At 54.5% G+C, this 15314-nt stretch carries 2 protein-coding genes; both read left to right on the forward strand.

The window, feature by feature from the left end; genetic code table 11:
- The first annotated feature begins 88 nt into the window (after nt 1–88).
- The gene (locus WC515_07495; GenBank protein ID MFA5147201.1) at nt 89–11629 is read left to right on the forward strand and encodes a phosphotransferase; all 11541 of its coding nucleotides are present in this window, start codon (nt 89–91) and stop codon (nt 11627–11629) included.
- Between the two features lie 120 nt (nt 11630–11749).
- On the forward strand, nt 11750–15202 hold the full coding sequence (locus WC515_07500; protein ID MFA5147202.1) for a 6-phosphofructokinase: 3453 nt from the start codon (nt 11750–11752) through the stop codon (nt 15200–15202).
- Nucleotides 15203–15314: the final 112 nt, after the last annotated feature.

A 15314-nucleotide genomic window follows, 5' to 3' on the forward strand; every position in this document is an offset into this window, starting at 1 on the left:
AGCCCCCCCCTACCGAAATGATAAGGAGATATTTTGTAAAGAATAGCCCAGAGGCAAAAAACTTTGGGCTATTTTTTAACATCGCTATATGTCGTATAAGAGATCCAAATCCATCCTATTCCGTCTGCTGGCCTGGTCGCTCGTCCTGACCCAGGCCATGAGTTCGGCAGCATACGCGGATATTAAAGAGGTAAATGAAGACGCCGCACTCGCCACGCAGTCGATATTCCAGCGATCATCCCCGGACAGAAGATCCAGCGATCCGGTAAGCTCCGACATGAGAGCGAGGGCCGTTGCCATCTCCGTATGGAACCATTATTTCAGGGACCGCGGCGACGCATCCACCCTTTCCAGGGCTATGCACGACCAATTCAGGAACGATCCCTCATACCTTGAAGGCGTGGACCTCGGAGGCATAAGGCTGGAAGGAGAGTCGGTCTTTGTCCCGTTCGAGTTCGGCGGGAAGAGTTACATGGCCGCATGTTCCCCGGCCGGTCAGGATCCCGAAGCGGGCACGCTGACGCATAGCGTGCAGGTCACGGAGATAAAAGACGGGCCGAAGGCCGCCCCCGCAGGGCCGATCACCGCAAAAGGGCCTGCCGTTCCCGGCCAGATATCCGACCTTTCGGCCGCCGTAAAGAGAGTCGTCGACAGCCCCATACTCGTCTTCGACGTCGACATGACGCTCAACAGGAAGAGGAATACGGTCATAGATGAAGAGGCGGCGGAACTTCTTTATCAGCTAGTCGTCCTCGGTAAACAGGTCAGGGTCATATCTGGAAGGTCTCTCGATGAGTTCAAGGAGAAGAAGACCTTCGAGCCCCTTCTCAGGAGACTGAGGGAGAAGAATATACAGTTCGACCTTGTCGTCTACGCCTCCGACGGCGCCGAAAAGTTCATCATACACCGTGACGGGACGATCACGGTCGACGACGATTACAACAGGCCCTTCACCAACTGGGAGTCCAGGCAGATCCTCGATGTCATAAGGACGCTCGACAGGCGGATCGCGCAGGAGCAGGGCCTCCGGACGAAGGGCATACCGTCATTCATAGATAATTACAAGAACGCGAAGTACAGCTGGTCACCTTACGGGAAGCGGGATGAAGATGTAAAGGAGTATGAATTCGAGAAGAGGCCGAACGGAGGCGATGAATATACGCCGGCGAGGAAGACGAGGAAAGAGCTGGGCGACCTGGCGCTAGCGATGTTGGCCGAGAGGGGTATCACGGATATCGAGTGCATCGTGAGCGGTAAGACGACGGCCGGTTTTGTCAGGAAAGGGGTAAGCAAGAGGAAGGCGATGATCGACATCCTGAAAGACGGAGCGGCCGTCTATTTCGGAGACGAGGTGTCGAGCAGGGGCGACAGCACCGGAAATGACAATATAGTGGGGAGGATGTTATCGGAAGGTCATGAGGGTCTAGCCGTCGTATCGCTGGATGAACCTAAGGGCGACCTGCCTCCGGGCGTATTGTATATAGGCAAGTGTGTCGAAGGCACGATAGACGTGCTCAGGCGGGCATGTGCGATCTGCGAGGAGGCGAACGCGGAGAAACGGCTCGACATGCAGAATATAAGGTCATTATTCGCCGATTACGACATAGGTGTAATAGGGACCATCTACCCGCTTAAGCTCGGCCACGGCATACATGCGCCGTTCTTCATTGCGGAGGCCGAAAAGGGAAAGTTCATCCTGCGCCACGTCAGGAACGACCTTTTCAAAGATCCGCAGGAGGCGGCGCGGGCCGAAGTATGGACAGTAAATACCGCGATAGAGAACGGCATCCCGTTCGCACGCCTCATACCCAGGAAGTCGAAGAACGGCCTTTGCGAGGAAGATAACTTTATCGACACAGACGGGAAGGGCACATATTATCTCCTTTATGAATTCAAGGAAGGAGAGACGGGCGCTTTCGGAGAGAAGTTCACGGAAGAGCGGTTCGACGCCATGATAGATACGCTGGCCGATATGCACCGCCTCTTCGCCAAACATAAGCCACCCTACATGAGGGAATACTCTCTCCCGTCCATCCTTGCCATATCGGAGAACGCCGACCACCTGAAGCGGTTAGAAGAGTCGATAAAACGGAAGAAAGAGCAGAACCCGAAATACATCTATACGCGCGCAGAGCGGCTGGTCCTGGAGAACGCCGATTTTCTTCTGAGGCAGTATCACCTCCTCTACCAGAACCTCGGCGCTGTTTACGGCGATCTGCCGAAGGTCATGATACATGCCGATTACCACCCGCCGAACGTCATATTCCAGGGTGACGAAATAGCGGCCATAATAGATCTCGAACACATGAGGGAAGAGGCGCGCATTTACGACCTCGCCCCGATGGTAAGGATAGGCACAGACGAAGGAAGGTTCAATCTCGAAAATGCGAAGAGGCTGCTCTTCAAGTACCACGAGAGGAACCCGTTGACCGCCAACGAGATCGCGGTCATACCTGAGATCTTCAGGGGGAAGCTCCTCGACAGGGTCTCTCGGCTACTGGCCGCAGGCCGCCATTACGAGAGCATGTACTTCGATTTCACAGGCATCGAAGAAGGGGCCCAGTCGCTCGCCATGATAGATAAGAACGATAAACTCTTCCTGTGGTACCAGAACCTCATAATGTCCCTGAGGGACCTGGACGGCAGGATAGTATACGGCGATTTCAGGAGAGAGATACAGGATGTGCTGGCGGCCAAGAGGAAGGACCCCAGGGACATCATCGGCCGCCACATCGAAGAGTTCGCCGCGCAGAAAAAGTCGGTGCGGATACCGACGCGCGAATTGGGCACATTTTCGCTCGCTGCTCTGCTGAAAGACGCAAGGCCCGTGCAGGACCTGTATGCCGAAGATAAGGGGTTGTGGAAGAAGGACGGGAACTTTTACTGGAACCATATAGATCCGCAGAAGGCATGGTACCGCCTTATGGCCGGCGAAGAGGTCATCTTTGCCACCGATAAGGTGATCGTCTATCGTTCGCGGAGCGGCAATATATACATCGCGCTCAGGGGAGACGCCATAGACCGGGTGAAGAAGGGGCTGGACCTGGCAAAGATAGAGATAAATATCAAAGCCGACGGCACCGTCAGCGCGGTAAATATGCTCCCGACGAGCCAGTTGGACCTTTCAAGGTCGAGCATCGCCGTCCAGCTCACGGACAGCGGCCTGTGCGATAAATACCCGGTCCTGGAGGAGCTCCTGCAGTATCAGCTCGTCTGGCAGGGCGTTGACGGAGGGCTGAGGCATAGGGAACTGATGGATTCATATGACATACATATCGAACTGATCAACAGGGCGCTGGCCTCACCCCGCGATATCACGGAAGACGAGGTGTCCAATATAGCCCAGTTCAGGTACTTTAAGACGAAGGTCATACGGCGGAAGGCGCTCGCCGCCCTGACGAAGCTGTACGAATCGGGCAAGATAAGCGAGTCGGAATTCTCATTATATGTGAATGATTTTATAGCGCAGGATATCGGGGAAGACCTCAGGGTCATCGAGAGGGCCATAAAGAACGATGATAATTTTGTCAAAGATGCTTTTGAGAACCTTTTCGGCCTGCCCGGCATAACTATAAACGACCTTTCAGCCGTAGAGGCGGAGTATTACGGCCAGGGGGACAATAAGGAGATATATAAGATACGGTTTGTGATGAAAGACGGCTCCGTCAGGACCGCCGCCGTCTCCCTGATAAGGCACGACACAATAAATGAAGAGTACGGTCTTAGCGAAGGCGACATAACAAGGTCCATCGGGTTATGGAAAGAGATCTCCAGGACCGGCATAGAGGGTGTGGCCAGATACGGCAGCGACTCGTGGGAGCGTGATTACCGGTACAAAGACGTCATAATAGGCGGCACGACCGAGAAGCCGATGAAAGAGCGGTTCGTCAATAATATCGCCATCGTTGTGCGCGGGTTCGTCGAAGGACAGAACCTGCAGGAATTTCTCGATGACCAGCGTACCGGTCCCCGGGCCAAAGAGGCGGCCATAGACGCATGCAGGAAGCTCTGCGAAGAGGTATATGAGTCGACGCGCCAGAAGTTCGGCAAGGGATATTTCGCCGCCATGCCGCATCCGCGGCAGTTCATAATCCAGAATAGAGGACGAGACGGTTTTAAGGCGACGCTGGCAGAGACAGATAATATAGTGGATTATCCGTCCCTGGAGGTCCTCAGGAACGCTTTCGAACAGGCCCTGCCGAAGAAGGGCAAGGCGAAGACGGCCAGCGTTGCGGATGACCCCCATACGCAGGATGAGCCGCTCATAGGCCATGGTTTTACAGCGGAGGAGCTCGACAAGGTCCCGGTCCAGCCATGGAGCGAATTCGAGGGCTTCAGGAAGGCGGTCGATGAGATAGAAGTTGCTATAAAGACCCGCGCGCCGGATAAGCTGAGGGCCCTTCTCCTTGATGCCCTGAGGGACTTCAGAGAGGGCAGGCAGGGCATCAGGATGGGTGTTATACAATCCTATTACAGGGATTCCGCGCACTATTATCTCGGGTTCGGGTCGGCCAAATCCATAGGTATAGGCAGGGAGTTCCTGAACGCGAATAATCCGTTGAGCGAACATGCGGTAGAGACCATCTTCCATGAATTGTTTCACGCGGCAAGGGACAGGGTCTCGGAAAGCGCGCCGGATGACATAGAGGCGGATATCGTGACGCACTTTGAGGCGTTACGGCTCCAGGCGCAGTTATTCTGGGGGTTGAGCGAGGCAGAGGCGGGATGGATAACGTTGAAAGATCTTGAAAATCATCCCAATAACAGGCTGGGCAGGGCGATACGCATGTGGAAAGATGACCAGAAGATAGTCCCCGATGTCATTTCAAAAGATAACTGGAAGGGTTTCCTCAGGGAATTGCGGGGATGCCTGAGCGACACGACAGACGGCACTACAGGCCTGTTCCTTCTCCTGAATGTCTCCGATGATATCTTAAAACGCGAAGCCAATCATCCTATAGAGAGCCGTTATTCCATCCTGCGCGCCGTCACGCTCCTTAACAGAGAGGAGCAGGAGCGGCTCGTCCATATCCTCAGCGGTAATGAGAATATGCGCCGGCTGGCTATCGTGGATTCCATCCTGCTGATGCTTAAAGACGAAATGCCGGGTAACTGGTTATCCCAGTGGGCGCCCGGTTTGAAGAACCGCCGCACATGGCAGGTATCCTCGGAGATATATAACCTGGGCGGGGGACTGGGGCGCGTGATGCAGTTCCACGGTTTTCCAATGGATGAATTTTTGAAGAAGGGGGGAGGGACCCTCTGCCATGTGGAGCCCGATTACAAGATGAGACGGGACTCAAGCGGCAACCTTGTAGAGATAGATTACTCGAGCCTGCCGGTGCCCATAATACAAAAAGAGGAGATAGGCAGGTCGGAGGTGGAGGTCGGCGACCATGTTACGGAGGCGATCTTCTACCGCGGGATAAACGAAGCCGGCAGGGAGATATATTTCATAGGGGACAAGGACTCATATTACACCAAGGTGATGTACAATTACAATACGCCGGACAATCCCGTCAAGTTCGAGGAGTTCGCCGCCTTCTTCTCCGATGCTTCGCTCAGATTGATAAACCTTGTAGAGGAGAGGGAAAGGAACAGGAGCCCCGACCAGTGGAAGCCGCCGGCCATCCATCTTAACGACGGCCAGTGCGCGCTGGCGCCTCTATTCAGGAAGATATATTGCGGCAGATATCCTCTCCTCGGTGCCGCCATGGTCGCCTTCACCACCCATACGTATCCCAACAGGGGCGAGTATGAAGAACCCGACGGTAAGGGGATATTGAGTAAATTAAAGATACCGAACGAATACTGGGGTTACTTTTTCCATACGGTCGAGGCGCATGACATAAGAGGATGGAAACACGTCGTAGATTTCACTTCCGCCGGGATACGTACCGCCGACTGGATCGGCGGCGTCAGCGCCAAGCATGTGGATGATGTCACCATATTCGACGATTGGGCCTTCCCCGATGACCGTAAGATCATAGCCGTCACTAACGGCGACATGAGAAATTTAACAGCCGGCACATTCAGAAAGATCATGCTGGAGCTCTTTCCCGATGCGGATGTCGAGCATCCCGCGCCGGCTCAGGTCCTGGAGACGAAGAAAGAGGCCAAGAGGAGGATAGGGCTCGATCCCGAGCGGCCGGTGATCTCCTATTCCGGGCGTCTCGTCTGGGAGAAGGCCGGGGCAGAGAGGGCATTCATAGAAGATAATATAACAGAACTTGTGAAGTCGGGCGCGCAGGTAGTGATCTACGGCAACGTCCAGTACGGCAATAACTACAGCAACTGGCTTGCCGATAGATGGGGCCACCTTATGTGGGACCTGAATAGCCGCGGGTATCCTGGTAAGTTCGTCTTTGTCCCCAATTTCGATATAAATATGCAGAGGGGCCTCCTGGCGGCGACGGATATCCAGGTGCAGGATTCCAACCATAAGACGGAAGCGGCCGGATACACGGAAGCCGATGTATCGAGTTGCGGCGGATTGCAGCTCGCCCCGCCGTGGAGGGAAGGCATCCTGCAGGGCCAGGGGGTCAGGATAAATCTTGAGGTGCCGGGCGAGGGCAATACGCTTATCCCCGAAGACGGACGGCCGGAATCATATCTTAAGGTCCTGAAAGAGGTGTTGCAGAAGAGACCGCGGGAACTTGCCGAATACCAGGCGAATTCGATCCGTTTAAGCCGTGTCCTCGAGGCGCGCCTTACGGCCGCCGAATATTTAAGACAGTTCAGCCGGGCGATCGACATGAAATCGGCCACCGGCGGGTATCCCTCTTTGCTGCCTGAGGGGGTCAAGGGTTCCGCGGCCAATGCGCTGAAGACGGTATATAACAATCCGTCGCTTATAGCTAAGACGGACATCTCTGTCGAGCGCCATCTCCTACCCGAACGGCAGCGTGATGACGGCATGCATAGGACGACCGTCTTTGAAGAGGCGAGGCTCCTGAGGGCCCTCGGCATACTGGTCGACGGCACCGAGCCGCACACATATCAACTGCGTGCCGGGATAAGGGACCTCTCGCCTCCTGAAATAGAGAGGATATGCTCCATAGAGATAAACGGCATCAGATGGCTTAAGAAGAGGGGCACTATCCCGGATAGCGTGATCCCGGCATTGAGAAAAGAGATCGAGACGATCGCCCCCGTATACGACCTGCAGACCCCGCTATTATCGCCTATACATGATTACATTATGACTATAGGCAGGAAGCTGTTCGAATTCCCGACATACGGCGCTAACTTCAGGGCCATGGTAGGATCGGCCCCCGCCATAGACGACTTCTATCTTGCCAACCCGAGGGGCTGTGTAAGGACGGTGCACGGGAGTAAGACGGTATATATGTTCGGGACCACAGGGACTTTTACGGTGACAGGTCCGGACGATGTTTACAGGATAATAAGATATATGGATATTACGACGCCGGGAGGCGAAGATAACGGCTCTCTCCTTATCTATTACGAAAAGGCCACCAACTCGATAGTCGTTTCGTTACAGGGTCCGGGCCTGGACAGGCCTGTCTTCCCGGGGAGCGATAACAGGCGCGGGGATGTTGAATGGGATAAGGCCACGGTACGTATATATCTGGACAAAGATTTCAATGTCACCATGCTGGACCATGAATTGGGCAGGCAGGAAGGGTATGAAAGCGGTATGACCGGCAGGTCTGAGATGGGCCTCTCCAGGGCTATGATAGCAATAATGCTCGAGGACGCAGGCCTGCATAGAGAGTTTCCTGCCCTGTATGATTCTTTAAGCGCCTTCCTGGTCCTGCCGGAGGTGACCGGTTTTATAAGGCGCCGTGAAGTGAAAGATAACGAGATCGTCCCGCTGTCGCTCCTGGAGAGGGTGAACCGTGACCCGGCCAAGGCAACAGACGAAGATATAAGGAAGGTCGAAGATTTCAGGTATTATAAGAGCTGGCTTGTAAAACAGTATGCCTTGAACGCACTGGCAGGACTTCTGAACGCCGGCAGGATATCCGGGGAGAGGTTCGAATATATGGAGAAGATATTCGTAGCCGACGACGTCAATGAAGACATGAAGTTCCTGCAGCGGTTATTGATACAGGACCCGGACCTTGCAAGAGAAGCGATCGAAGGTGCATCGGGGGCAAAGGTATCCAGGGACGACCTGCGCGGGGCCAGTATCCAGTGGTTCGATAGAGGGTCCGTAAAGAATGTATATTATGAGATGGCGCTCGTACTTAAGGACGGGAGGGTCTTTCCGCTTGCCGCCTCCACCATAAGGAACAGGGTTTTCGGGGTCTCATCCGTCCCGGGGAAGACGAAGAGGGCAGGCGCGGGTGGCGGCAGGACCGGCGATGTAAATTCTCCGGAACAGATAAAGCGCGCAAACGAATATTGGAAGCAACTATCCGACAAGGGTTATAAGCTAGTCCCGAAGTTCTACGCATCACGGCAGGTCTTCGACCACAGGCCGAGGATCGCGGACAGGGACGTAGCGCCATCCTTTGAGTACCCTGAATATGAAGACGCGGAAGGGCGCCTGCAATCGAGGGACGCAGACGGCCTTGGCCGGAGGAGATGGATATATAATAATATCACCATCGTCTTCAGAGAGTTCGTAGAGGGGCGCGACCTGGGAGAGATACTCGGCGACGGGACCATTCCGCCGGAAGAGAAAGAGGAGGCGACACGGGTCGCCATACAGGCGTATCTGGACCTCTGGAACGACTCGGAGGCATTGGTCGGCAAGAAGCTCTTTATCGGGGACCCGAAACCCAAGAACGTTGTCCTGCGCAAGACGGACGGTAAATACACGGCACGGCTCATCGATTTCGACGACTTGAGGGAGTGCGACGGGCCCGGGACGCTGGAGGCGGCGCTGCGCTCCTATCGCGAATATGATGATTTCGGTCCCGTCTATTCTGACGGAAAGATGACAGCCGCGGTCAAAAAAGACCATAAGGTATTTACAGGCGCAGAGAAAGAGGAAACAGGACTTTTAAATACGATCGCGTCCCTGCCGGAGTTAAAGAACAGGCTGGGAGGCACCGAGGGTGAAAGAACGGCGGCGTTACGCGGGCTTCTCATTAAGACGAATGCCGGAGGCTATTACCGCTCGCGTGGCGAGGCGCCGCTTGCCGTAATGTTGAAGGGCGAATTCGGCAAGGCCCTGGGGCTTGCCGACGAAGATATGCCGCTCTATTACACCGTCACCGCTATTGGCAGGCCGGATCTTTCCGTTGAGGCCAATGACGGGAAGTCGATCTTACCCTCAAAGGTCTCCACGGACCTTGCCAGGGACATGAAACTCAAGAACCCGGTCGCCGAGGTCTTCTTTGACGGCGGAAAGACGTTCCTATTCATAGACGGGGATAATTATATAGCCGTGACGGCGGTATATGGCGACAGGGAGCTCTTTGAAAAGGGATGGGTGATGGCGAAGGGCGGCGTCAGGATAAAGGTGCGCGAGGGGTCTTCCACGACCGAAGAAGATGTCTATGGCGCGGTCGAGGGCTATATCAAGGCATTCACGGACCTCGGGACGCTCGGCATAAGCCGCATGGAAGGCCCCGATATGAGGCCGAGATGGAAAGGCGCGGACGGGAAGACGCACGATATGAATGTCGAGCCCATAATGGACCGCATATATCGCCTGGGCGAAGAGGCGGAGAAGGACCTGGCCAGACCGCTACTTCCCTTTACCACAGGCGGGGATTCGAAGAAAGGCCATCTCTCTCATGACGAATGGCGGATGACCTCTCTATCCACGATAGAGAGCATATGCGCCCTGCTGGAGAATGGCGGTATGAGGGAGAGATTCAGCCTGACCCCGGACGGGCCCAACGATCTCTTGATACAGGGGTTCGGGGAGGTCGGTTCGAATATCATAAGGGTCCTCCGCGAGAACAGGGAAAGATATGAGAGATATAATTTCAGGGTAGTCGGTATCTCCGACGCTTACGGCGCTTTCTACAACAAAGACGGTCTCGATATGGAGGAGCTCTATAGATTGGCTGAGGCGAGGGAGGCTGGCAGAGAGTTCGCGCCCGGGGATTATCCGAACCTGGTCGGTAACAGGCTCGACACGATCGATGAGATGCTGTTTAAACCGGCGACGATCCTCATCCCGGCAGGGCCGTCATATGTCATCAAAGATATAGCGACGGCAAGGAGGCTGAATATTAAGGTCCTTGCGCCCGCGGCTAACGCTATCATAGGGAGCGAGGGGGCTTCTGCCGTCGAGGTAAGGGCGATCGAAGAGTTGCTGCTTGGAAGAGGCATCGTAAGCATGCCGTCATGGTTGAATAATATAGGGGGCATAGCAGGGTCGAAGGAACAGGTCATCCATACCTTCACCGAAGGCGGGCTCGACCGTATGGTCAACGGCGTCAAGAGGGGATGGCTGAAGAGGCATATCCTCAATGCCGACATAACCGATGTCGCCCGGATAAATATTTATTGGGCGCTACATCTATGGCAGAGGGGAGGTTATCAAAGACCCATGAGCGAGATCATGGGAGATGTGGCCGGGAGGATGCTTGCCGAGAAGAAGCGCATCCTCATGTCGAATGACGTTCCCGCGACACTGGAGGAAAAGGTCCTGATGTCGGATTCCGCGACGACAAAGGCGAAGGCCTCCGTCCTGCGTGAAGACCTGGACGCGGATCTCCCGCAATTGAGGGGCCGCCTTGCCGATAAGTCCGTGCCTGTCATGGAACGGGCCATAATAGCGTACATGATGGGAAGGTCGGGTGACGGAGCATATGCCGATGACCTGATCAGGATATTGGAAGATGACACTGAACAATCCGATATCCTTTACAGGAACGCCGGCTGCGGGCTCGGCTACCTGCTGGAAGAGAGCGCTCATAAGGACAGGGCAAGACAGGTCGTAACGCGTTTGAATGCGTTATCGGTAAGGATAAGCGGTGCGGCTGTAAGCGATGCTGATACGGAAAGAAAGATGTGGATAGAGTGGGCGCTCAGAAGGATAGCCGACCAGCCGCTCACCATGGATAGTTTGGCTCCGGCCGATATGCTTCTCACCGATTCCATGGAGAGCATAAATAAGATAGACCTGGAATGGATGCCGTCGCTTGAGACGAAAGAGACTTTATGGCATGTCATATCGATAGACCTTATACCGTTCAATATAAGGAACGACTTTATGTCCAGGATAAGAGGGTGGAACGGGGTGAGCCGCGAAAAGATCGTTGTCATGACCGAGAGGCAGACGCCGGAAGAGATGGCGGCTTCGATCAAAAGCGAAGCCGCCGGCAAGGGGCTGTCCGCCAAGATAGATTTCGCGCTTGCGCGTGAAGGGGAGATCGATAAACTGCCCGAAGGGGTCCGGGCGCTCGTATTTGAGCCGGAAGGCGGCATCGTCGGAGATTTTGTACAGCTCGAAGGTATACTTGCTTCGCTGCGCGCATTACATATCGACGACTATAAGCAGAAGATAGAAAAGCTGACGCTATTGTATGAATTGATGGCCGGAGAGGCGCTGCCTCAGTCGAAGATACCCGCAGAGAGCGCTTCAGTGAAAGAGTTTGCCAGAATATTCAAATTTATCCTGCCCAGACCAGCGCCGATAGATCCGAAAGACCTTAAGATATTGAACGAGAGGTTGCTCGAGTTCATCCAAAATGCTTAAACCTGGCTTTTTGTTAAAATATAAAAAAGACAGATTAGGTGCTTGACCAATATTTTTTTTGTGTTAGAATTGACTTTGTATTAACTAAACCCAAAAAAATATTGACGGAGGAGATTCGAGATGAAGCATAAACTAGCTAAGTATATCTCTATTCTTTTAACGATCACATTTTTAGCAGGCCAGAGCTATGCAGGGCAGCTTATTGACAATATCCCGGCACAGAAGGGGACTCTTGCGACTTCTCTTGTGACCGATGATATAAATAAGGCGAGAACCGCACAGGTTGCCGAGCGGATAGGAGAGGTAAAGGAGCCGGGTGCCATAGCTAACGGTGAACCGCTTGCCGAACTGGCGCAGGGTAGGATCCCTCCCCAGGCCATTTTGACTGAAGAGAGGGAAAAGGAGCTTGCCGGCAAGATACAAGAAAGCATAGACATGGCCATAAGCCTGGCCACTACCGCATTGAGAGAGGGGAAGATCCCGCGCAGACACGCTTCCATAACTGAGGATACGGCATATGCTCTCGTTGCCTTCCGGAACCATTTTTCGAAGATGCGCTATCTCTTCAATGCCGATATCCGAGGCCCGGCGTCTTATATCCTCGGTTTCAATCGAGAGAACCCCAAGACGGGCCTTCCTTCAATAGGCCTCTCCGTAGAACTGGTCGATATGCTGTCGCCGCGACTCCTTGCGCAGTATGTATTACACGAATGCGCGCCGGAGAGAGATATAACGTTGACCATCATAAAGGATGATGCAAGAGATGCCCATAGGACGTTGTATACGGAGGTCCAGACGGCCATCTTCGGCAAAGAGGACGTAGAAAAACTGCGCGAAGAGCTCAGAAATCTCATAAATTTCCGACTCCCGCCGGAGAAGCGCGTCGTAATGCTCATAAGCGGCGGCGAATCGGCGGGTGTGAACAATTACTTCGCCCTCATGGCCAAAAGGCTGGCCGCGCACGGTTACGCGCTTGAAGCGATAAGGTTCGGGCTTGACGGTCTCGTCAAGGACGGAGAGGGCTTCGAGAAGACGAGGGTCCGGGTGAGTCCCGTCATGGCGGACGAGATAATGGATATGCCGGGCGCTTTTGAAGGGACGGCACGGGTAAATCTGGAGAGAGACGTAGAAGCAAAAGAAGGGAAAGAGGCCAAAAAAGGCAATATAGACCAGGTTCTGAACAATATAAAGGGTCGTTTCGGTACCGTCATCGTCATAGGCGGCAATGACCATACAAAACAGGCTGCGATGCTCGCGGAGGAATGTAAGGCACGGGGCCTTGACATTGCGGTGCTCTCGCTTCCCAAGACGATCGACTACGATACCATCACATATCCTGTAGGGGCGCGCACCGCCGGGGAGAACGCCCATGATATGGTCATGAGGGCCGCCGCGCTTCCCGGGAGCAAAAGGATATCGGTAATCCAGTGCATGGGGCGGGATATGGGTTATCTCACAGTGGCTGCAGCAGACATGGTCAATAACCTCTCGAATTATAGTCCCGAGGAACAGGCAAGGATGCGGCAGATAGCGCCGACAGTCGTTATAGCTACGCCCGAGTGGTCATGGAACCCGCTGAAGGAGAGAAGGGTGAACCTTGCCGCGCTGCTCCAGAGGGTCAGGGAGACATTTGAAAAGTATGGGGCGGTGACCCTGGCCGTATCGGAAGGGTTCAGGATCAGCGAAGAAGACCTGAAGCCGATCTGCGAGATGGACCATTATCTGGGATACAAGCTGAGGACCGTCGGTATGAAGAAAGACAAGCACGGGAACCCTCTTTTGACGGAACTGGGCATAGGCGACTTCGTCGCCAGGGCGATAGAGGCGATGCCGATGGCATATGGCGGCGAAGAGGTGAGTTTTGAGCGTGACGTGAACCTTCTGCTCGAAGATACCGGATACAGCATAAGGGCCACCCCGCCTAACGATGTGGACAGGGCTGTAGCGGCTCAAGCGACCGATTATGCAACCGACCTGATAGTGAATAACAGGGCTTATGTCATAACGAGCGGAGGATTCCAGATCTCGGCAGACCGTTCATCCAGGACCGTAGAGGATATACGCGGTACGATGCGTGCAAAACCTTTTGAGCATGCGGTAGGGACCGTAGACCTGGAGAGGGTCGTAGATACCGGCAAAGAAGAAAAAGGCCCGAGGGAGAAGACGAGCATTTACAGAGAAGATGAGCTGGACAATCTGTCGATAATAGGCCGCCACCTGCCGCCTCTTACCGCGGTCCCGGAGATACCGGGCCAGGAAGCGCTTTCACAGCGGCCCGGGATGAACGTTGCGCTGGCCATACGCTCCCTCAATTCACAATCGGAGTCGGGCCGCGACATGAAGAGGCCGAATATCTGCGTGATCGCGCGCGACGATGCAGACGGGTTCATCGCGCTCCTGAAAGAGAGGGCGCCCATCGATAAGGCGGACGCGTATGTTATGGCGCGGACGAGGAAGGCGTTATTGCCGTTCCTATCGACGCGTGAAAGACCGGTCCCTCTGTCAGAAGTGGTCGCCCAGGCGTACAGGACATTTAAGGCGAATAACACGGTAAGCGTGGTCGTCTCGAGCAACTTCCTCGTCCATAAGGATGACCCTGTCCTGAAGGCCCTGGCCGATAAAGACGCATTGTTAGGGTCACTCATAACGAGTTTTGCTCCGGATAAGGACGGTTTCATAAGGTTCGGGCGCAGGATGGTCGATATCATATACCTTGCCCTGACACTCCTTCCCCCTGAAGGCGAGAAGAAGGCGATGTCCGGGGTCAGGAAGAATATCCTGGGCGAGTCGCTGAACCTGTTGCCCGGAGAGAATAGTATCGAGATCGCGCCGCCGGCATCTGCATCTGCAACCCTGCCGGCAAGAGAGGCCCGGTCCTCTCTCGGGAGTACACAGGCCATGGGCCCTGCCGGAGAGAAGGCGCGGATCATAGAGGAGATAACAAAGGATATGCCGGTACGCGCGCAGGAGTTTGCGGCGACGCTGTCGGGCATACTGACGGAGAACCCCGACAAACTGCACATCCTAGGTATAGACAGCGACATCGGCGGCTTTGAACAGAAGGGGCTGCTCCAGCAGACGATATTTGACGCCGTCGACAGGATCGCGGGCCTGAAGAACGATCGCGGCGAGAAGCTCTTCCCGAACCTGCTTGTCATGCGCGCCATGGGCAGGAACCTGGCCGCGGATATAAGCGCTTTGAAGAAGGACGGGAAGGTGGAATTGGGCAACGTCTTCGTGGTTGCAAAGAAGGCGAACCTGGAAGCGGACGTCTTCAGCGCCATAAGGGTAGATGGGGGAGCATGGATAACGGCGATAGACGATTCTTCGGCAAGGGCATATCTGCCCATATTCGAAGCGGCCACGCTGACTTTGATGGCGGCCTCCGGCGCCGACACGGATGCCATAAGGACGTTCTATGATAAGGTATCGGAGAATCCGATAGATCCGACGGTGCTCCAGGAGATGTTAAGGACGCGGGTCATACATCTCCTGCCGAAGGCCACCAGGTTAGAGACAAAAGAATTGAGGGATCTGTACGAAATGGCCCAGCAGGTCCACATGGCGGCATAATACGTATAGATACGGCTTTCCAAAGGGCCATCCGTTTTCCGGATGGCCCTTTTTTATTGACTTGAGCAGACAGGTTGTGTTAATTTTAAAAAATGACCCACGAAGGCAGCAA

Source organism: Candidatus Omnitrophota bacterium (genome assembly GCA_041650805.1).
GTDB lineage: Bacteria > Omnitrophota > Gorgyraeia > 2-01-FULL-45-10 > 2-01-FULL-45-10 > JBAZKM01.

Bases quoted from the DNA above. Each gene is read 5' to 3' on its own strand.
- WC515_07500 (MFA5147202.1), top strand. From the start codon at position 11,750: ATGAAGCATAAACTAGCTAAGTATATCTCTATTCTTTTAACGATCACA.
- WC515_07495 (MFA5147201.1), top strand. From the start codon at position 89: ATGTCGTATAAGAGATCCAAATCCATCCTATTCCGTCTGCTGGCCTGG.